This window comes from uncultured Ruegeria sp., from assembly GCF_947497005.1.
GTDB lineage: Bacteria > Pseudomonadota > Alphaproteobacteria > Rhodobacterales > Rhodobacteraceae > Ruegeria.
Genome location: NZ_CANMFF010000014.1, coordinates 73,297 through 92,229 on the forward strand (window position 1 = coordinate 73,297; position 18,933 = coordinate 92,229).

Below are 18,933 nucleotides of genomic sequence, written 5' to 3' on the forward strand. Positions count from 1 at the left end.
CTCAAAACAACTCGGTCCAGAATGCGCCCACTGGATAGCCGTTCATGAAAGTTTGCGACATACAGGTCGCCCCTGAACCGATCTGTCTTTTTTTCAGGGCCGGCGTTGCACCGCTTCGCGCCAGACCAGGATCAGCCCACCAGTCAGGATGGTCGCTGACCCGATCAGGCTGATCCAGCCAGGAATCACATCGAAAACCGCAAAATCGTAAAGGGCGGCGAAGATCAGCGTTGCATAGCTGATCGGGGCCACAAAAGACGCATCTGCCCGCGCCATGCCGTTGACAAAACACGCCTGCGCACAGGCCATCAGGACGCCGATCCCCACCAATGCGCCCCATTGTTGTGGGGTCGGCATCTGAAAGACGAAGCTGACTGCGATCGTGGCGATCACCAACCCCATCGTGTTGTTGATCAGCAATATTTGGACCGGAGGCTCGCGGCCAGACAACTTCTTGATAAAGATCAGCTCCATCCCGATCAGCGCGGCCGCCGCCAGCGCCAAAAGGGCAGCGGGCTGAAAGCTCGCAGGCGTCGGGCGCAGAAGGATCAGCGCGCCGGTCAGGGCAACGGCCGCCGCCATCCAGCGCCATGGGCCAACACGTTCGCCGAGCAGCGGAATGGCCAGAACCATGCCGAAGACGGGGTTCAGAAAGGATATCGCCGTCGCATCCGCCATCGGAATGAAGGCAACCGAGGCGAACATCAACGTCACCCCGGCCCAACCAAAGCTGGTTCGCCCGACATGAAGCCCCCAATGGGGTCGCACCAGCCTCGGTTTCAGGATCGCAACTGCCGACAGGATGACGAGCAGGGCAAACATAAACCGTCCATGACTGATCTGCACCGCATGCAAGGGCGGCCCCAACGCATCCGTCCCCAGCGCTTTGGCCAGCAACGTGGTCGCTGCGATAAAGGCGGTAGCGACAAAGATCAGCGCTGCCGCAAGTGGCGGATTGTGGGGTTTTGGTTCGAACATGGCCCAGCGGTGCGTGGTAGCACAAACTTTGGCAAGCGTAAAATTCGACCTGTGCAAAATATCGGCTTCCCAAGACCTGTAACCGTCGCTATATGGGCAGCCATGATCAAACTCGTGCATATCCAACTGCTCCGACGCCGACGCATCTCTGCGTAACCGGCCTGTTTGATCTCATGTGCCCTCCAATTCGGCACAAACCTCACCAAATCTGTTGACGAACCGGGCCTTCGTGTATCACTCACGAGGCTCATACTACCTGAAAAGGATGATCCCATGATCCCGTCCGTTCTGCCGACCTATAACCGTGCGCCCCTGACATTCGTGAAGGGCGAAGGAGCCTGGCTGACCGAGGCGGATGGCCGACGTTTTCTGGACCTTGGCGCCGGGATCGCGGTGAACGCGCTGGGCCACGCCCATCCGGCGCTGGTGGCCGCACTGACCGAGCAGGCGCATGCGCTGTGGCACGTTTCGAACCTCTACAACATCCCGCAACAGCAGGCGCTGGCGGACAAGCTGGTCGAACACACCTTCGCGGATACGGTGTTTTTCACCAACTCCGGTACGGAATCCTGCGAACTGGCCGTAAAAATGGCGCGCAAGTATTTCTATGACAAAGGCCAGCCCGAGCGGGTCGAAATCATCACCTTCGACGGCTCCTTCCATGGTCGGTCCTCGGCAGGCATCGCAGCTGCCGGGTCCGAGAAGATGACCCAAGGCTTCGGCCCATTGCTGCCCGGCTTTGTGCATCTGACCTTCGGCGATCTGGACGGCGTCACAGACGCCATTACCGAAAAAACCGCTGCGATCCTGATCGAACCGGTTCAGGGCGAAGGCGGTATTCGCCCCGTTCCTGACGCGGAACTCAAAGCACTGCGCCAGATCTGTGACGACAACGGACTGCTGCTGATCCTGGACGAGGTGCAATGCGGCGTTGGCCGGACCGGCAAGCTGTTCGCGCACGAATGGGCCGGGATCACACCCGACATCATGATGGTCGCCAAGGGCATCGGCGGCGGCTTTCCTCTGGGCGCTGTGCTGGCCACCGAAGACGCGGCCTCTGGTATGACCGCAGGCACCCACGGCTCGACCTATGGCGGCAACCCGTTGGGCTGCGCAGTGGGCTGCGCGGTGATCGATCAAGTTGCGACACCCTCCTTCCTCGAAGGCGTCAACCGCAAGGCCGGGCTTCTGCGCCAAAAACTCGAAGGCCTGATCGCTGAGCACCCCGAAGTTTTCGAAGAGGTACGCGGCTCGGGCCTAATGCTTGGGCTCAAATGCAAGGCAGTCAATATTGACGTGGTCAACGCGGGCTATGACAACCGGGTCATCACTGTCCCCGCCGCCGACAATGTGATCCGTCTGCTGCCGCCGCTGACTCTGACCGAGGATGACATCGCGCAGGCCGTGATCCGCCTCGACAAAGCTGCAAAACAGATCGAAACCCAGCTCGCAACTGCCTGAGCTTCATCTTTTCCCAAATACTCCGGGGGTGTGGGGGCTGGCCCCCACCCGCCATCAGCCAAAAGCGAAGCAAAATGAACCATTTCCTCGACATCCATAAAACCGATGCCACCGACCTGCGGGCCATGATCGATCAGGCAGGTGCGATGAAACAGGCGCGCCTGGGCCGTCCCAAGGCAGCGCTTGACGACGAACAGGCGCTGAAAGACCGCATGGTCGCGCTGATCTTCGAAAAACCCTCAACTCGTACACGTGTCTCCTTTGATGTGGGCGTGCGCCAGATGGGCGGTCAGACCATGGTGCTGTCCGGTAAGGACATGCAATTGGGCCACGGGGAAACCATCGCTGACACCGCTCGGGTGCTGTCGCGCTATGTTGACATGATCATGATCCGGACGTTTGACGAAACCATCCTGACCGAAATGGCCGAATACTCGGACGTGCCCGTCATCAACGGCCTGACTGACCGCACACATCCCTGCCAGATCATGGCCGACGTGCTGACCTTCGAAGAGCACCGAGGCCCCATCGCGGGCAAAAAGGTGGTGTGGACCGGTGATGGCAACAATGTTTGCGCCTCGTTCCTGCACGCCGCTGGCCAGTTCGGGTTCGATCTCACCTTCACCGGCCCGGCCCAGCTTGATCCGGAAGAAGAGTTTATGGGGCTTGCCCGCCAAAAGGGATCGAAAATCGTGATCGAACGGGACCCGCACAAAGCGGTTGAAGGCGCCGATCTGGTTGTTGCCGACACCTGGGTTTCAATGCACGATTCCCAGTCCGCCAAGGAACGGCGGCACAACATGCTGCGTCCCTATCAGGTCAATACCGAGCTGATGTCGCATGCCAAACCAGACGCGTTGTTCATGCACTGCCTGCCTGCCCACCGCGAGGAAGAGGCGACATCCGAGGTCATGGATGGCCCAAACTCGGTCATCTTCGATGAGGCTGAAAATCGCCTGCACGCACAGAAAGCGGTAATGCGCTGGTGTTTGGGTGTCTAACGCCCGATCTCCCAAACCCGCATTTTGGCGAGCGTCAGAACGCTCGCCACCACGACCAGCACGCAAAGAATCGTTTTCGTCATGATCTCCATCGTGCCTTCGATCAGCATCGCATGTACAACGCTGCCTAGGATAGTGACACCGGCCAGCCCCGTGTGACCCAAGCGCCAGATGCGGAACCTCAGTCTCAGGCGTTTACGCAACACCCCCATCATAGCCGCAGCAAACCCGGACCACATGGCGAAAACACCCCAAGCGGAAAAGGGGGTGGCTGACACGAAAAGCAGCGCATCCAGAACGTCCGGTGGGCTCGTGATCCACAAGCCACCGACGTGGATCAGAATGGCTGCAACAAGCGCAAGACCGCACTTCTTGTGCCAATGACGACTGGTCACCGGTTTCAGCCCTGGCAACCAGCGCCCAGCCAGCAAGGGTTGCATCAGCAAAAGGCACATTCCGATGATACCCGCAAACCCTGCAAGGATGTAAACCGGCTGACGCCAAGCCAGATAGGGGCTGAAGGCTGCCGCAATGATCGGCACCAGAAGAACGGCGATCAATACCGCCCAGATCGCAATGCGCCTCAGCACGTATCAGACTGGCTGCAACACGAAATGCGCGGCAAGGGTCTTGTCCTTCGCACTCGACATCACCGGACGTAGGAACACCGGCGCAAACTCATCGCTGTCATAAGCCAGATGTCCATGCGGCTGCCCGAAGGCGGGCACGATCTGCGGCATCTCCAGCCGGAACTCTCCGTTCGCGTCGGTCAGTGTTGCTCCGTGGCTTTGGGGATCGCGCTCATGGCCTTCAGTCGTATGTGCCCAAATCTGAATGCGCTGTCCGGGCAGGGGCGTGCCATCGCCAGCACGTCGCACCGTGCCTGTCATCCAGAACCCACCGCCGCCAATCCGATCTACGATCGGCGCACCGGCGCGATAGTTGTTGGAGCCGCCCCGCATTGATGGGGTTGGGGCAAGGCCACTGGCTTGCGCAGGCACAATCAGGCCGGTTGCCCCGGAAGCAAGGGCTGCACCACCCACAACCATCAGCGAACGACGAGAAAATAGAACACCACTCATGCCAACATCTTTCCTGTGACAGTTTTTGTTGCCCGATAAATGCCGGGCGGCCTTGCTGCAGAAAGATAGCACAATTGAAACACATTCCGAGGCCGCGCCATAAATTGTGATTTGTACCGGTTGGCCCGTGCTCAGGTGGCTTATGCCGGACGCAGAAGGATGAACATAAACGTGAAACCCGCACTGACTTGTGCGAAAATGCGAATAGATTTCGTGAAAACGGCTTTAAATCCTGCATAGGTGAACCGTACGCCGCCAACCATAGGAGCGTAGCAATGAGCTGGAATCCAACCCATGGCCCCGACTGCCTGTCCGACAATGCAGCCCTCGACACATTGATCATCCCCCGTGCCCGCGATCTGGGCGGATTCGAAGTGCGCCGGGCGCTGCCTTCGGTCAAACGCCAGCTGGTTGGCCCGTTCATCTTTTTTGACCAGATGGGCCCCGCCGAATTCATTACCGACGGTGGTATTGACGTGCGACCACACCCGCATATTGGGCTGGGCACTGTCACCTACCTGTATCAGGGAGAGTTTGAACACCGCGACAGCCTTGGCACGCATCAGATGATTTATCCGGGTGAAGTCAACTGGATGGTTGCTGGCCGTGGCGTGACTCATTCCGAACGCACCAGTGACGAGACGCGTGGCAAGAAGCACAGCCTGTTTGGCATCCAGACATGGATCGCCTTGCCCGAAGCGCAAGAGGATATGGAGCCGGACTTTGAACATCACAAACAGACCGCGCTGCCGCATATTCAGGACGCAGGCGTCAGTGCCCAGCTGATCCTGGGCTCGGCCTATGGCGAGACCAGCCCGGTCACTATGCTCTCGGAAACCTTCTATCTGGATGTGCAGTTTGAACCCGGCGCGTCCTTCCCGCTGCCAGATGATCATGAAGATCGCGGGGTCTATGTCACGCAAGGCTCGGTTGAAATCGCAGGCGACACGTTCGACGAGGGCCGAATGATGGTGTTCCGCCCCGGTGACAAGCTGTCGGTCAAGGCGGGCCCTCTGGGCGCCAGGCTGATGCTGCTGGGCGGCGCGACCCTGAATGAGGACCGCTATATCTGGTGGAATTTCGTCTCGTCTTCGAAGGAAAAGATCGAAACCGCAACCCGTGAGTGGAAAAGCGCCGATTGGGCCAATGGTGCGTTCCACCTGCCACCGGGTGATGATCAGGAATTTATCCCTATTTCCGAAGAGCTTGAGCGCACAAAGCCCCGACTAGCGCGCTGACACTCGCCGTCTTGGTCGGGTGGGCTTGTGTAACGGGCCGTTTGCGGTGATCCTTTCGGTATACCGGAGGGGGTATCATGAAACTTGTCCTCGCAGGCGCGGGCAGCATTGGCTGCTACTGTGGTGCCTTGCTGGCCCGCTCGGGGCACGCCGTGACCCTGCTGGGCCGTGCCCGTGTGCTGGACCCGATCCGAGAGCACGGGCTGACAGTCACAGACTTTGATGGCCTTGATTACACTGTTCCGACCGGGTTTTTGACACTTACCGAAGATCCGGCTTGTCTTGGTCAGGCCGAACTCGTTATCGTGACCGTCAAATCGGGTGCTACGACGGACATAGCCGGACAAATTGGCGCCATGGCACCTCAGGATGCGCCAGTCCTGTCCTGGCAAAACGGGATCGATGCCGCCATAACACTGCGCGACGCGCTGCCAGGGCGCGATGTACGGGCCGGAATGGTTCCCTTTAACGTCGTACCAACCGGCCCTGCCACCTATCACCGGGCCACGTCGGGCGAGATCGTCATCCAGAATGGCCCCGGCGATCTGGACGCGCATCTCAGCGTCGCGGACCTTCCCGTCACGCCAAGCGACCAGATTGAGGCCGTGCAGTGGGGCAAGCTGGTGATCAACCTGAACAACGCGCTCAATGCCTTGTCAGGTCTAACGCTTGTGAAACAGCTGATGAACCGCGAGTGGCGCAACCTCATGGCGGATCAGATGACCGAGGCGTTATCCGTGCTCAAGGCGGCTGGGTACCCCGTGGCCTCGACCACGCCGCTCCCGGCCTGGATGACCCCGCATATTCTGCGACTGCCGACACCGCTGTTTACCCGGATTGCAGCCCGGATGCTGACAATCGACCCCAGCGCGCGCACATCCATGGCCTATGATCTGATGGCAGAACGCCAAACGGAAATTGACAGCCTGCAAGGTCATATCATGCAGCTGGGCCACAAAACCGGAATACCGACGCCCATTTGTACGCAGGTGTCCGATCTGATCAAACATGCGCCCGATCATCCGCTATCTCCGGAACAGATACGGCTCTGACCACATAGGTCAGACGAAAGCCGTCAGCATCCAGTAGATTGCGGCCGACATGGTTGCGGCAGCTGGCACAGTCACGATCCAGGCCGCCACGATCGTCATGAAATGCGACCGCCGTACCAACTTGCGCCGTCTGTATTCTTCCGGGGCAAGCCTGCGGGGCATCTCGCGCTGAGAATTGGTCTGCTTCCGCCGACGATCTGAGTGCCATTCGCGGTAGAAGCCGACGCCAAAGACCGCACCAACGGCAATATGGGTCGAGCTGACCGGCAGGCCCAGCCAACTGGCCACAATGACCGTGATTGCCGCCGACAGCGCTACACAAAAGGCACGCATCGGGTTCAGTTTTGTGATCTGGCTGCCCACCATCCGGATCAGCTTGGGGCCGAAAAGGAACAGACCAAATGAAATTCCGAACGCGCCGATGATCATCACCCACAGAGGGATCGAAACCTTCGTCGCGAAATCCCCGAACTCTGCCGCATGAACAATCGCCGCCAACGGACCAACCGCATTGGCCACGTCATTCGCGCCATGGGCAAAGCTCAGAAACGTGGCCGAGATGACCAAAGGCAGGCCAAATAGGGTTTTCAGCGACCGCGTCCGGTTCTCCAGCCCTTCAGATTTGCGCCGCACCCAGGGTACGGTGACGGACCAGGCCAGCAGACCCGCGCCCAACCCGATCAGCAGTGCCATCTCCAGATCAACATTAACGATCCGCTTCAGGCCTTTGACAGACAGATAGGTGGCAAAGGCCCCTGCCATCACCGCCACAAGGATGGGAACCCATTTGCGGGCTGCAGCAATCTTGTCGTCCTGATACTGGATCTTGACTTTGATCAACGCCAGAAAACCCGCCGCAACCACGCCCCCAAGTACCGGAGAGATCACCCAACTGGCCGCAATTGCGCTCATCGTGCCCCAGCTCACCGCGCTCAGGCCTGCTGCTGCAACCCCGGCACCCATGACCCCGCCCACAACCGAATGCGTGGTCGAGACCGGCGCACCGAGCCAGGTCGCCAGATTGACCCACATGGCCGAAGAGATCAAAGCCGCCATCATGGCCCAGATGAACACATCGCTGTTCTGCACCGAGGCCGGATCGATGATCCCCTTGGAGATGGTCGAGACCACATCACCCCCGGCCAGCAATGCGCCCGCGCTTTCGGCAATGGCGGCAATCAAAATGGCGCCACCCATGGTCAGCGCGTTTGCTCCAACCGCCGGACCCATGTTGTTGGCCACATCATTGGCGCCGATATTAATCGCCATGTAGGCCCCAAACGCAGCCGCCGCGACGACAATATAATTGCCATCCGCCTGACCAAACAGAACGGCTGCTGTCAGCCCGGCTAGCGCCATGAAAGCCAGCGCAATGCCCGGTGCCAACATCGGGCGCGCCACATGCGTATTTGCGGTTTCGACGCGCGAAATCCGATTCAGGTCGCTGTCCAGCGCTTGCCAGCGTGGTTTTGGGTTTGTGTCAGACATTGGCTTGGCCGGATTTTGGAAGATCGCACGCACCTAACGATTTCCTTTTCAAGGAGCAAGCTGGGCGCGATCAAATTGTCGCGAATTCGTTATAGTTGGCGGAGCAAGGCCTGCAATTCGGGTTCCCTTACACGCGTGGCCGCGTCAGCCGGTGAAAACCAGTTGCGCTCGCGCTGATCGGCTTCGGGATATTCCTCGGCCAATGCACGCACCGAAATCCGATACACGTTGGTCAAAACCGGCTGCGCTGATCCGTCCTTGAGGATCTTGTCATATGTGAAGCGGCCGAAGGGATCATTGTGAACGGCATCCGCGCGCACCCCGGCCTCTTCCCAGGCTTCCTGCAGGGCAGTTTCCGCACCATTCAGGCCATCGATTGGCCAGCCTTTTGGAATGATCCAGCGTCCGGTATCCCGGCTGGTGATCAACAAAACCTCTTCATGATCTTCCTGGATACGCGTGCACAGAGCGGCAAACTGCACCCGTCGGGGGCGCAAGAATAGAGGTCGCCCGACCTCTTCCCAGATATTTCGCAGCCATACACTCATAAGTGGCTCGTCAATCCAATTCCTGTTTTGGCAATGGGTGCGACATAACAGTGGAAAAGGTGAATTTCAATTTAACCTTCCAAAATTTTCCTGATTTTGACTGATTTTGGGGGTAAAACTAAGAATTTTGTGGGTTTTGAGTCGCATTTATGGAGTTTTGGCAAACAACTAATCGCGCCTTCGCTTGACCCTCAGCGTGGGGTCGGCCTGTGTCGGATCTTCGGGCCATGGATGTTTGGGGTATTGCGCGCGCATATCTTTGCGCACATCCGCGTAAGAGCCCGCCCAAAATCCCGGAAGGTCGCGCGTGATCTGGATCGGGCGCTGCGCGGGTGACAGCAGGGTGATCTTCAAGGGTTGACCGCCGACCGCCGGATGCCGGGTCACGCCGAACACCTCCTGCAACCGGACCGAGATTTCAGGCACCGCCGCGCTGTAATCTATCGGCACCTTGCGCCCCAGAGGCGTTTGGAACGATCCCGGCGCGCGCCTGTCCAATTCCTGCGTCTGCGCCCAATCCAGCCGTGCACGCAGGGCAGGCAACAGGTCGAACCGCTTCCAGCCCTCTGCATTCTTTACACCTGACAGCATGGGTAGCAGCCAGTCGTCCAATTCGGTCATCAGGCCCTCGATCGAGAAATCGGGCAGGTTAATCCCGTCCGCACGCACCAGCTCGACCCGGGCCGCCAACCGCGCCGCGGCGCCGTCCAGCCGCAAACCCAGATCGCGCACCCCGTCCAGCATCGCCCGCGCCACGTCTTCGTCCGGGACGTCCTTCCAGATGCGGTCATCCAACGTGATTGCACCGAACCGCTCCTGTTGCCGCGACACAACCCGCCGGTCGCGTTTTGACCACGCACAACTCTCGACCCATTTGATCTGATCCGCGAACTGATCGCGGATTTCCCGTTCCGAGATCTGGGCGGCCATCCGCACCTTGGCCTCACGCGGGTTCCCGTCGGTGTCAGTAACAACCAGAAACGGGGCGTTGGCCAACGTGTCGCTACTGTCCAGACCAACACCTTTTCCACCCGACAGTACGTAACGCGGCGCATCGCCCTTGCGTCGTTGCCCGATGCGGTCAGGATAAGCGAGGGCGGCCATGGCGGCGGGGCTCACGTCAGCAGAGTCGCCCGTGGCCTGTTTCCGCAGCCGTTTGGCTTCGGAATTTATCCGATCCACGGCACCCATGTTTACCTGCCAGACGCGGTTGCGTTGAAAGGCCCGGACGTCCCGCAGCGCCTCTTGCCGCAAGGCGATATCCACCGGGGCACCACGCAGAGGGTCACGTTCGGCCATCAATGCGGCCAGAGGCGCGGCCTTTGGCCCGGCACGCACAAGCATATGCCCCAACCGGGGATGCAAGGGCAGCGCGGCCAGCGCCCGACCGTGTTCGGTGATCCGCCCCTTCTCATCCAGTGCGCCTAGCATTTTCAGCAACACACGTGCCTCGGCCATCGTTCCTTCGGGTGGCGGTGTCAGAAAGGCGAGGTCGGTGGTGGCAGCGCCCCATAGGGCCAGCTCCAGCGCCAGTCCGGTCAAGTCCGCAGCCTCGATTTCGGCAGGCGGATAGGCGGCCAGTGCACCTTCCTCACCTTTCGACCAAAGCCGGTAACAAACCCCTTCTGCTACACGTCCCGCACGGCCTGCACGCTGGGTGGCCTCGGCCCGTGTCACCCGTTCAGTCACCAGCCGCGACATGCCCGATCCCGGATCAAACCGCGCCCGTCGGGCCTGCCCCATGTCCACCACGACCTTGATATCGGGGATGGTCAGCGAGGTTTCGGCAATCGATGTCGCCAGCACCACTTTGCGGCCTTGTTCAGCAGGGGCAATCGCCGCACGCTGTGCTGCAAAAGGCATGGCACCAAACAGCGGGCGCACCACGCAACTATCGGGCAAACATCCGCTCAGCGCACCTTCTGCTCGCCGAATCTCACCTTCGCCTGGCAGAAAAACCAGCACCCCGCCGCCTGCCTTACGCGTTTCGCGCTCGGCCTGCGTCACCAGATCGATCAGCGCATCCAACCGTCGCGCTTGCGCGCCCAAAGGTCGTTCCAGCCAGCGCGTCTCAACCGGAAAGCTGCGCCCCTCTGACGTGACCAACGGTGCTGTCATCAACTGGCCAACGGGGTCTGCATCCAGCGTCGCGGACATGGCCAGCAAAATCAGATCGTCCCGCAGCACACCCGTCACCTCGAGGCACAAGGCCAACCCCAGATCGGCGTTCAGCGATCGTTCGTGGAATTCGTCAAAGATCACCGCGCTGACGCCGGGCAGATCCGGATCGGATTGCAGCATCCGCGTCAGGATGCCTTCGGTCACCACCTCGATCCGGGTGTCCTTTGACACTTTTGCATCGCCCCGCACGCGGTAACCAACGGTTTGGCCGACACGTTCACAGAGGGTCTCCGCCATCCGCTCGGCCGCGGCCCGTGCCGCCAGCCGCCGAGGCTCCAGCATCACGATCTTGCCGTCGCACAATCCCGCCTCGAGCATTGCCAGAGGCACCCGCGTGGTCTTGCCCGCCCCGGGCGGCGCCTGCAGCACTGCACGTCCATGCGCACGCAGCGTGTCCAGCAGTTCGGGAATGGCGTCGTCGATGGGCAGGCGTATTGTCATCCGGCCCTTATCCGCCATCGCGCAGGTGGCGTCCAGTTCCCCGCAGTTGTAGGCTGCCTGCTCGCGCACGAAATGACGCAGCTTCTGCATTGATCGCATTTCCTGCCACCTCCGGTCTGGACAAACGCCCCCGGAGCACGGCAACTATCCTTGCCTCAAGGATCGGGACAGGAATGCAGACAGACAGCCTTAGCGACAGGATTTTGAAGGGCGAGCGCCGGGCGCTGGCGCGCGCAATCACTCTGGTGGAAAGCAACCGCACTGATCATCGTGCTCAGGCCAGCGCGCTTTTGGCACAGCTTGCCGGATCGGGGCGGCAGGCGCTGCGGATCGGTCTGTCGGGTACTCCGGGTGTTGGGAAATCCACCTTCATCGAAAGCTTTGGCATGAAGTTGACGGGGCAGGGGCTACGCGTCGCGGTTCTGGCGGTCGATCCCAGCTCGGCCCGTTCGGGTGGTTCGATTCTGGGGGACAAGACCCGGATGGAACGCCTGAGCCGGGAAAAGAACGCTTTCATTCGGCCATCGCCCAGCCAAAGCCACCTTGGCGGCGTTGCCCGACGTACCCGTGAAGCCATCGCCCTGTGCGAGGCCGCAGGCTATGACGTAGTGCTGATAGAAACTGTAGGCGTGGGGCAATCGGAAACGGTGGTGTCCGAGTTGTCAGACCTGTTCCTGCTGCTGCTGGCCCCGGCTGGCGGTGATGAATTGCAGGGCGTCAAACGAGGCATCATGGAAATGGCGGATATTATTCTGATCAACAAGGCGGATGGCGACCTGAAGGCCACGGCGACACGGACCTGTGCCGATTATGCAGGCGCACTGCGTCTGTTGCGTAAACGCCCACAGGACCCCAAATTCTTTCCCAAGGCTATGACCGTATCTGCAGTCGAAGAGCAGGGGCTTGAACAGGCCTGGGACGAGATGCAGTCCCTGATCCAATGGCGTCGCGACAATGGTATTTGGGAGGCCAACCGTGCCGCGCAGGCACGTTACTGGTTCGATCAGGAGGTGCGTCACGCCCTTCTTGCCCGCCTTGACACGCCGCAAGCCAAGGCCGAGATGGAACGACTGAACGCCGAGGTTTCGGCCGGACATCTGAATCCCGTCAGCGCGGCCGAGGAGCTGCTCAGTACGCTGACCTGAAAAGGCCGAAAGGGGCAGGGTTTCTCAGGCCCGCGCAAAATGAAAGATTTCGCGCAGCCTGTCTTGACCCTCCCTGTGATTCCCACTACACGCATCCAACCAGTTTTCGGGCGCGACTTCGGGTTGTGCCCCTTGTGATTTGGCCGAGGGCTTTGTGCCCGGCCTCCAGATACAAAGGAATAAACCATGTCGCGCCGTTGCGAACTGACCGGAAAAGGCCCGATGACTGGCAACAATGTCAGCCACGCCAAAAACAGAACTCGTCGTCGTTTTCTGCCAAACCTGAACGACGTTACCCTGCAGTCCGAGACTCTGGGTCGCGGTGTTAAGCTGCGCATCTCGGCCGCTGCCCTGCGTTCGGTTGACCACCGTGGTGGTCTGGACGCGTTCCTGGCCAAAGCCAAGGACGATGAACTGTCGGCGAATGCTCTGAAAGTGAAAAAGGAAATCGCCAAGGCACAAGCCACGGCCTAAGCCTTTTCGCTTATGGAATTTCAGGCCCCGTACCCTTGTGGCGCGGGGCTTTTTCTTTTTGAGCCGCCTGTTACTGCCTTACATTGTTTTCAATTTCGAAATTATTTTTCGCTATTGGTGAATTGCTTCACATACGGAATTCCGAATCTGACCTAGGGTCACTGTCATTCATCAGGCGGGGGCCACATTATGACGTTAAAAAGTTTCTACCTTTTCCTGTTCCTAGCCGCGGTTTTTCGCAAAGCAATTTCGGCTTGCACGCGGATGCAGCGCAGGGTGAACCGGTCCCACACCAGCTTCAATACAAGCAAGGTGAAAAGACCGGAAATAGACTACTGAAATCAGCTTCAAGCGCGACCCTTTGGCGCTTGAAGCCACTCTGCTGACTGACCTATACCGGGGTCAGAATGAGACCTGCAATAGCCAGATTCCTGCCCTACATTTTGTCCGTGCTTTTGGTTCTGACCGGGCAGGGCATCGCTGTTTCGCGTGGCATGGAAAGGGCAGTTGGTCAGATGGTGCTGTGCACGGGCGCCGGGCCAGTCGTTGTCTATAAGGACGAAGACGGACAACCTACTGCACCGCCACACTACTGCCCGGATTATGCGCTGTCCCTGATGGGCGCGATTGCCGTACCCGCCACATCCTTGCCGACAGCGCCGGAGCTGACGCAACCTGTACCGCTGAGGCATCTGGGCGACCAAATCGCTTTGCCGGTCCCCGGAACCTCGGCCCGCGCGCCGCCTGTATATGTTTGAAAACAAACCATTTTCAATCCTAAAACACAGGAGAGGCACGATGTCCCTCAAAACCACTCTGCTTGCAACTCTGGCCGCTGTAACATTGGCCATCCCCGGTTTTGCCGAAGGCACCATCACAGTTGATGACGCCTATGCCCGGTCGTCGGGCAAAACCGCCAAAGCCGGCGCCGCGTTCATGATGATCCAGAATCAGGGCGATACAGACGACCGTTTGATTGGCGTGACGTCTGAAGCCGCCGCTCGGGTTGAGCTGCATACGCATAAAGTCGATGACAACGGCGTGGCCAAGATGGTGCATGTCGAAGAGGGCTTTGCGATTCCGGCAGGCGAGACCCACATGCTGAAACGCGGTGGTGACCATGTGATGTTCATGGGGCTGACCGCTCCGTTTGAACAAGACGCCACGGTTCCGGTAACGCTGATCTTTGAAAAGGCTGGTGAGGTCGAGATCGAAATCCTCGTCGATCTGAAGCGTTAGGACAAGGGCGGCCACGGATCACATTCGAACTAAGGCAACACCTGTCTTCGGGCCGCGCTGCGGCCGTCATCCATATGTCAGGCCGGGCATTGCCCGGCCTGATAGCGTTGTGACAAGTGCTGGTACTATTTGTTGATGGTTTTCATGCCGACACGGTCGCCGGCCTGTCGGAACCGGGAGGCCAGCCAGAACATGACGGCTGCCATGGCCAGAGCTGAAAACGCGATGCCCCATCCCAATGCAACAAGTGCGACTGTCGGCCAGATCATCAAAATAAGCCCGACGACAAGCGCAACGAACCCTGAGACACGCATGGATCCGCGTTGCGGGTCTCTTTCTTGCATCTGCCCTGCGGCCGCCAGTGAGCCGATTCCGATGATCAGCGCCCACGCGCCCATCAGGAAAAAGGCCAGTTTGACCGTACCTTCCGGCCAGATCAGCAGAATAAGCCCGATCAGCAGTGCGCCAATCGCCGCGCCGCCCAGCACGCCGCGTCGTCCGACCCCCAAAAGCGTCAGGCCGCCATCGAGGATCAGCAGCACACCGACCAGTCGCAACAGGATTGCAATGCTGCCCGACGGCCAGAACAGGGCGGCAATGCCGACAAGTCCTGCCAGAATCCCGCGCAGCAGAAAGGTCCACCACAGGCTGGAAAGCTGCTCTCCCAGCATGTCGCGCCCGGCCATGCTGTCTTCTTCCAGAATTTCACCGGTCCGGGGATCTTGATCGGTCATGGCTGGTCCTCCAGTCGTTTCGGATATAGTTTACACAAATTAAACCAGCGTTGTCTGCACCTTAAGAGTGTCGCGTAAACAATTGCCCGACCCATCGCGGAACCGTTTGCGTGGCCTGGCCGATGACCCTCTCGTCAAACCCGGATGCACCCAGCGACGGTTCCAGATTGATTTCGATCGTCCGTGCGCCCGCCGCTTGTGCTTCGTGCACAAAGGCCGCTGCCGGATAAACCTGACCCGAGGTGCCAATAGCGGCAAAAAGAAACGCGCTGGCCAGATGATCGTAAATCTCGTCCATGAAATACGGCATCTCGCCGAACCAGACCACATCGGGCCTGGCCGTAGGCTGCGCGCAGGCAGGGCAGGGCTCCCCTACCGCCATCTCAGACGGGGCAGTCCAGCGATGACCGCAAGCCGAACATAAGGCGCCCGCCAACGTTCCGTGCATGTGGATGACATCCGTCGCGCCACCCGCCTCATGCAGACTGTCCACGTTCTGGGTCACGATCACAACCTCTCCGGGCCAGTCCCGTTGCAATCGGGCCAGTGCTTCGTGCGCAGCATTGGGCTGAACTTTGGCGGCCTGAACACGGCGCGCATTGTAAAACCCCTGAACCAGTGCCGGGTCGCGCGCGAACCCGTCCGGTGTCGCGACATCCTCGATCCGGTTTTGCGCCCATAACCCACCCTCGTCGCGAAAGGTGCTCAGCCCGCTTTCGGCCGAAATTCCGGCTCCGGTCAGAATGACGATCTTTTCCATTTCCCCGCCGCGCGGTACACCATTACGCATGTCACACCGTATCCTCTTTGTCTGTTTGGGCAATATCTGCCGTTCGCCTGCTGCCGAGGGCGTATTTCGCGCCCGTGCGCCGCATCATGTAACCGATAGTGCCGGAACCATGGGCTGGCATGCAGGCAACCCGCCTTATAGTCCAATGCAAGTGGCGGCGAAGGGCAGAGATATCGACCTCAGCGATCTGCGCGCCCGTCAGTTCTGTGCCGCTGATTTCGACCGGTTCGACCTGATCATCGGCATGGACGCCAACAACATCGCCGATATCGAGGACCTGCGCCCAATGGGCAACGATACCCCGGTGCACCTGTTGACCGCTTTCGCGCCCGAAACCGGGGCGGATCATGTGCCTGACCCGTATTACACAAGGAATTTCGATGGCGCGCTAGACCTGATCGAAGCAGCGGTCGAAGGCCTTACCGCGCATCTGGACGCTTAACCGCCGATCACCCGCAGCGGTCCGTTCAGCCAGGGCAGTTTGGCCAGCGCCGGATCCAGGATCTGTTTCTGCATCAGGCGGCGCGTCATGCCTGCAACCTCTTGGGGTACCTGATCAGACCAGTCTGTTCGAGCCAACAGAGAAATTGTACGTGAGAAATCACCGAACGGGGCAGGGTGGGCCTCCAGCCCCTCATGGAACCGCGCCGCGCGCATGAAGCCTAGCGGCGTCGTGATTGCCCAGCCAAGGCCGCGCGCAACCATTGCCATCAGCGCCATGTGCGAGCCGATCTCAAAGCGTTCCTCAAACTGCTGCGACCCGCGTGCAAGATGCGCCTCGATCTGGCGGCTGATCAGTTGCTCGCGCGCATAGCGCAGAAACGGTAGCCTCTCTTGCGCGGCCTCGACGCCACCGGCCCCCTGTGGGGCCACCAGAATGAACGGATCACGGACCAGAGGGTATTCAACCACCCCATCCAGAACCTCGCCGCTATGAGCGGTGACAGCCATATGTAATCGTTGCTCGTCCAACGCTTCGAACAGATCGAGGCTCGACAAGGTGATCAGCTTGAAATTTGACCGGGTCAGGCTGTCGGCCAGCAACGTGGCCAGCCGCGGCGTCAGATCATTGTCAAAATCGTCGATCAACCCGATGGAGAGCGTGGTCAGATGCCCCAGATCCATGACCGACAGCTCGCTTTGCGCCATCTGCAACTCGGCCAGCACTGTCTCGGCCCGCGCCAGAAAGCTGCGCCCGGCCTGCGTCAGCCGCATCGGTCGACGCCCGTGGTCCACAAGTTCGGTTCCCAGCGCCTTTTCCAGATTACGCAATTGCTGGCTGACCGACGGCTGGCTGAGCCCGGTGATCTCGGCCGCCTGCGCCACCGATCCCGTCCGCGCCAGCGCCTCGAACACTTCAAGGCCTCGCAGGGTCAGCCCTTTCATAATCATACAAAATCCCTTTCGCTGCGCCTTTCTGGGGCGCAGCGTGGATCAGGTCAAGCGTTCTGAACGGGTTAGCTGCAGATCGCCTTCGCCATCTGACCGAAGTTCTGATACCGATCCCACAGCGCATCATCGCGCGCGGTTTTCGACATCTTCAACTCCTGCGCCTGATGCGGATCGCTAAACCACTTCGAGACGGTCTTCTGATCGCTGCGGGTCAGCGCCTGATTGGCAACCCGCTGAATGCAGTTGCACCGATCCCGTGTCGCCGCCGACCGGTCTGAAGCCAGACACGCCCGTTTGATCTGCGCCGCGTCCGCAACCGGAGCCACCGCCGTAAGCGATGCCGCACAAAATGCGATGAGGAGGAACTGTTTCATACTCGAGCCTCGTTTTTTGCCTGCCCGGACGGGTCTGACGCCCCTCTCGGTCTGCGGCGGAGTATGAATCAAACGGGGGGAGGGATCAATTGTTTTGACAGGCAAATCAAACGGTGTTGATTTGGCGTGACGCAGAACGACAGATTGAGGTGTGTCAGTAACGAAATTGAGCAGTCAAATCATGGGGTAGGACAGTGAATTCGATCAAGACACTCTTTTTAACAGCCGCCATTTGCCTGTCTTCGATAGCGGTCATTTCGGAAGCTGGTTCTTTGCAAGGCGAAGACGCGCCGGAGTTCCAGGGTGCGGTTCGGGCGTGGTTGGATGGCGACGATTTACGCGCGTTGCAAGATTTGTCTGAGCAGGCTCAACAGGGAAACGCCGCGGCTCAAATACTGCTCGCGAGCATCGCAAGCCGGAGCAGTTTTCATTCTCACGTAACCGCAGATATGGATCGAAAAGAACGCATTGAACTTCTGCGCAAGTCAGGAGGCTTATCCGGCAAAACTTGGCTGACCGAAGCGCAGAATTCAGAGCCTTTGGCACTGGCACTTCTTCAAGCTTCAAGAATAGGAGAGAAAGCTCCGGCAATTGCTGCGCTGGTGGAATTGGGTGAACCACAGACGGCGATGATTGCCGCTCAATCCATGCTTTTGAACGGCAAAGCGGGAGAGCTGATTTCTGTCTTGCAAGGGCTTGATGGCAAGCTTCCCAAAGAAGCCGATGTTTTGTTAGTTTGGGCGTTGTTTCAAGCATCGCAGGGCTCAGCCAATCGCTATGCCGGTTCTGCGCGAGTAGCTGGCACGCTTTCGGGCGATGAGCGATTTCTTGAATCTGAATTGGCGTGGGGTGCGTTCACTCCAAGAGAACTAGTAGAAAATTCGGACGTTCGTGAAGCAGCGACTAGATTGAGCGGAGAGATAGAGGCTTGGACACCCATTCGGAACTTCTGCAGTGAACACTGCTCGGGCGAAGTGTCTGTCTGCACAGCCACTGGGGCTACCTTGCTATCCTCACCTTTCACTCCGAGAAGTCCGCTTCAGGGTCTGATTTCCAATGAGCGATATTGGGCAAGTGAACGCATTGAAGGCGACGTTGTTCGTTCAATTGTCGATCTCAGACAATGGAACTCTGATCTAGGCGTAACTTACAACCACTGTTTCATGTCCAATATGCAGAAACTTCAACATCAGCATCTGCCGTAGCAGGGCGTGTAGCACCATTGCATTGTCGAGTTGAGCCTGAAATCGATCTCGGGCTACCCCTCGCTTTTTCGTCCAATGCAAAGTGAGGCTACTTTGGTCTTGGCAACTCG

General features: G+C 59.3%; 20 protein-coding genes. 10 read left to right on the plus strand and 10 right to left on the minus strand.

The window, feature by feature from the left end; all coding sequences use genetic code 11:
- Window positions 1-93: 93 nt before the first annotated feature.
- Complete coding sequence (locus Q0816_RS18435; RefSeq protein WP_298853510.1) at window positions 94-978, minus strand: DMT family transporter; 885 nt, start codon at window positions 976-978, stop codon at window positions 94-96.
- 273 nt (window positions 979-1,251) lie between these two features.
- Here Q0816_RS18435 and Q0816_RS18440 point away from each other — a divergent pair, with 273 nt between their 5' ends.
- Window positions 1,252-2,439, plus strand: a complete 1,188-nt coding sequence (locus tag Q0816_RS18440; protein WP_298853381.1) for an aspartate aminotransferase family protein — start codon at window positions 1,252-1,254, stop codon at window positions 2,437-2,439.
- A 74-nt stretch (window positions 2,440-2,513) separates the two neighbouring features.
- Window positions 2,514-3,440, plus strand: a complete 927-nt coding sequence (gene argF / locus Q0816_RS18445; protein WP_298853384.1) for an ornithine carbamoyltransferase — start codon at window positions 2,514-2,516, stop codon at window positions 3,438-3,440.
- Here the strand turns inward: argF and Q0816_RS18450 are convergent.
- Both Q0816_RS18450 and Q0816_RS18455 read right to left on the minus strand, forming a co-directional pair.
- The gene (locus tag Q0816_RS18450) at window positions 3,437-4,030 is read right to left on the minus strand and encodes a ferric reductase-like transmembrane domain-containing protein (protein ID WP_298853386.1); all 594 of its coding nucleotides are present in this window, start codon (window positions 4,028-4,030) and stop codon (window positions 3,437-3,439) included. The genes argF and Q0816_RS18450 overlap by 4 nt on opposite strands.
- Window positions 4,031-4,033: 3 nt before the next feature.
- A complete protein-coding gene (locus tag Q0816_RS18455) occupies window positions 4,034-4,522 on the minus strand; it encodes a twin-arginine translocation pathway signal (RefSeq protein ID WP_298853388.1) in 489 nt (162 codons plus the stop codon).
- Between the two features lie 275 nt (window positions 4,523-4,797).
- On the opposite strand from Q0816_RS18455, the gene Q0816_RS18460 reads away from it, so the two are divergent.
- Window positions 4,798-5,760, plus strand: a complete 963-nt coding sequence (locus Q0816_RS18460) for a pirin family protein (RefSeq protein ID WP_298853390.1) — start codon at window positions 4,798-4,800, stop codon at window positions 5,758-5,760.
- A gap of 77 nt (window positions 5,761-5,837) precedes the next feature.
- Window positions 5,838-6,812: a 2-dehydropantoate 2-reductase gene (locus Q0816_RS18465; RefSeq protein WP_298853392.1), complete on the plus strand. Its 975-nt coding sequence runs from the start codon at window positions 5,838-5,840 to the stop codon at window positions 6,810-6,812.
- Window positions 6,813-6,821: 9 nt separating this feature from the next.
- On the opposite strand, the gene Q0816_RS18470 is transcribed toward Q0816_RS18465, so the two are convergent.
- The 3 genes from Q0816_RS18470 to hrpB all read right to left on the minus strand — a co-directional run bounded on the left by Q0816_RS18470 (window position 6,822) and on the right by hrpB (window position 11,470).
- Entirely contained in the window at window positions 6,822-8,300 is a 1,479-nt protein-coding gene (locus Q0816_RS18470) for an inorganic phosphate transporter (RefSeq protein ID WP_298853394.1), read from the minus strand.
- Window positions 8,301-8,389: 89 nt separating this feature from the next.
- Complete coding sequence (locus Q0816_RS18475) at window positions 8,390-8,848, minus strand: NUDIX hydrolase (protein ID WP_298853395.1); 459 nt, start codon at window positions 8,846-8,848, stop codon at window positions 8,390-8,392.
- 168 nt (window positions 8,849-9,016) lie between these two features.
- Complete coding sequence (hrpB, locus tag Q0816_RS18480) at window positions 9,017-11,470, minus strand: ATP-dependent helicase HrpB (protein WP_298853512.1); 2,454 nt, start codon at window positions 11,468-11,470, stop codon at window positions 9,017-9,019.
- 173 nt (window positions 11,471-11,643) lie between these two features.
- On the opposite strand from hrpB, the gene meaB reads away from it, so the two are divergent.
- From meaB to Q0816_RS18500, 4 genes are all read left to right on the plus strand, one after another.
- Complete coding sequence (gene meaB / locus Q0816_RS18485) at window positions 11,644-12,615, plus strand: methylmalonyl Co-A mutase-associated GTPase MeaB (RefSeq protein ID WP_298853397.1); 972 nt, start codon at window positions 11,644-11,646, stop codon at window positions 12,613-12,615.
- Between the two features lie 186 nt (window positions 12,616-12,801).
- Entirely contained in the window at window positions 12,802-13,089 is a 288-nt protein-coding gene (gene rpmB / locus Q0816_RS18490) for a 50S ribosomal protein L28 (RefSeq protein WP_170362546.1), read from the plus strand.
- Window positions 13,090-13,496: 407 nt separating this feature from the next.
- Window positions 13,497-13,847, plus strand: a complete 351-nt coding sequence (locus Q0816_RS18495) for a hypothetical protein (protein ID WP_298853406.1) — start codon at window positions 13,497-13,499, stop codon at window positions 13,845-13,847.
- Between the two features lie 40 nt (window positions 13,848-13,887).
- Window positions 13,888-14,328 carry a copper chaperone PCu(A)C gene (locus Q0816_RS18500; RefSeq protein ID WP_298853408.1) on the plus strand — a complete coding sequence of 147 codons (441 nt, stop codon included), beginning with the start codon at window positions 13,888-13,890 and terminating at the stop codon, window positions 14,326-14,328.
- Between the two features lie 125 nt (window positions 14,329-14,453).
- Here Q0816_RS18500 and Q0816_RS18505 read toward each other — a convergent pair whose 3' ends face one another.
- On the minus strand, window positions 14,454-15,062 hold the full coding sequence (locus tag Q0816_RS18505) for an HdeD family acid-resistance protein (protein WP_298853410.1): 609 nt from the start codon (window positions 15,060-15,062) through the stop codon (window positions 14,454-14,456).
- Window positions 15,063-15,123: 61 nt separating this feature from the next.
- Entirely contained in the window at window positions 15,124-15,822 is a 699-nt protein-coding gene (locus tag Q0816_RS18510) for an NAD-dependent deacylase (RefSeq protein ID WP_298853515.1), read from the minus strand.
- A gap of 28 nt (window positions 15,823-15,850) precedes the next feature.
- Here Q0816_RS18510 and Q0816_RS18515 point away from each other — a divergent pair, with 28 nt between their 5' ends.
- The gene (locus Q0816_RS18515; RefSeq protein WP_298853412.1) at window positions 15,851-16,294 is read left to right on the plus strand and encodes a low molecular weight protein-tyrosine-phosphatase; all 444 of its coding nucleotides are present in this window, start codon (window positions 15,851-15,853) and stop codon (window positions 16,292-16,294) included.
- On the opposite strand, the gene Q0816_RS18520 is transcribed toward Q0816_RS18515, so the two are convergent.
- Complete coding sequence (locus Q0816_RS18520; RefSeq protein ID WP_298853414.1) at window positions 16,291-17,244, minus strand: LysR family transcriptional regulator; 954 nt, start codon at window positions 17,242-17,244, stop codon at window positions 16,291-16,293. The genes Q0816_RS18515 and Q0816_RS18520 overlap by 4 nt on opposite strands.
- 65 nt (window positions 17,245-17,309) lie before the next feature.
- Window positions 17,310-17,618, minus strand: coding sequence for a hypothetical protein (locus Q0816_RS18525; RefSeq protein ID WP_298853417.1), 309 nt, complete (start codon window positions 17,616-17,618; stop codon window positions 17,310-17,312).
- A gap of 194 nt (window positions 17,619-17,812) precedes the next feature.
- Between Q0816_RS18525 and Q0816_RS18530 the strand changes: the two genes are divergently transcribed.
- Window positions 17,813-18,823 carry a hypothetical protein gene (locus tag Q0816_RS18530; RefSeq protein ID WP_298853419.1) on the plus strand — a complete coding sequence of 337 codons (1,011 nt, stop codon included), beginning with the start codon at window positions 17,813-17,815 and terminating at the stop codon, window positions 18,821-18,823.
- Window positions 18,824-18,933 lie beyond the last annotated feature (110 nt).

Excerpts from the sequence above, each read along its gene's own strand:
- Q0816_RS18435 (WP_298853510.1), bottom strand. The coding sequence starts at position 978 with ATGTTCGAACCAAAACCCCACAATCCGCCACTTGCGGCAGCGCTGATC.
- Q0816_RS18440 (WP_298853381.1), top strand. The coding sequence starts at position 1,252 with ATGATCCCGTCCGTTCTGCCGACCTATAACCGTGCGCCCCTGACATTC.
- argF (WP_298853384.1), top strand. The coding sequence starts at position 2,514 with ATGAACCATTTCCTCGACATCCATAAAACCGATGCCACCGACCTGCGG.
- Q0816_RS18455 (WP_298853388.1), bottom strand. The coding sequence starts at position 4,522 with ATGAGTGGTGTTCTATTTTCTCGTCGTTCGCTGATGGTTGTGGGTGGT.
- Q0816_RS18460 (WP_298853390.1), top strand. The coding sequence starts at position 4,798 with ATGAGCTGGAATCCAACCCATGGCCCCGACTGCCTGTCCGACAATGCA.
- Q0816_RS18465 (WP_298853392.1), top strand. The coding sequence starts at position 5,838 with ATGAAACTTGTCCTCGCAGGCGCGGGCAGCATTGGCTGCTACTGTGGT.
- Q0816_RS18470 (WP_298853394.1), bottom strand. The coding sequence starts at position 8,300 with ATGTCTGACACAAACCCAAAACCACGCTGGCAAGCGCTGGACAGCGAC.
- Q0816_RS18475 (WP_298853395.1), bottom strand. The coding sequence starts at position 8,848 with ATGAGTGTATGGCTGCGAAATATCTGGGAAGAGGTCGGGCGACCTCTA.
- hrpB (WP_298853512.1), bottom strand. The coding sequence starts at position 11,470 with ATGACAATACGCCTGCCCATCGACGACGCCATTCCCGAACTGCTGGAC.
- meaB (WP_298853397.1), top strand. The coding sequence starts at position 11,644 with ATGCAGACAGACAGCCTTAGCGACAGGATTTTGAAGGGCGAGCGCCGG.
- rpmB (WP_170362546.1), top strand. The coding sequence starts at position 12,802 with ATGTCGCGCCGTTGCGAACTGACCGGAAAAGGCCCGATGACTGGCAAC.
- Q0816_RS18495 (WP_298853406.1), top strand. The coding sequence starts at position 13,497 with ATGAGACCTGCAATAGCCAGATTCCTGCCCTACATTTTGTCCGTGCTT.
- Q0816_RS18500 (WP_298853408.1), top strand. The coding sequence starts at position 13,888 with ATGTCCCTCAAAACCACTCTGCTTGCAACTCTGGCCGCTGTAACATTG.
- Q0816_RS18505 (WP_298853410.1), bottom strand. The coding sequence starts at position 15,062 with ATGACCGATCAAGATCCCCGGACCGGTGAAATTCTGGAAGAAGACAGC.
- Q0816_RS18510 (WP_298853515.1), bottom strand. The coding sequence starts at position 15,822 with ATGGAAAAGATCGTCATTCTGACCGGAGCCGGAATTTCGGCCGAAAGC.
- Q0816_RS18515 (WP_298853412.1), top strand. The coding sequence starts at position 15,851 with ATGTCACACCGTATCCTCTTTGTCTGTTTGGGCAATATCTGCCGTTCG.
- Q0816_RS18520 (WP_298853414.1), bottom strand. The coding sequence starts at position 17,244 with ATGATTATGAAAGGGCTGACCCTGCGAGGCCTTGAAGTGTTCGAGGCG.
- Q0816_RS18525 (WP_298853417.1), bottom strand. The coding sequence starts at position 17,618 with ATGAAACAGTTCCTCCTCATCGCATTTTGTGCGGCATCGCTTACGGCG.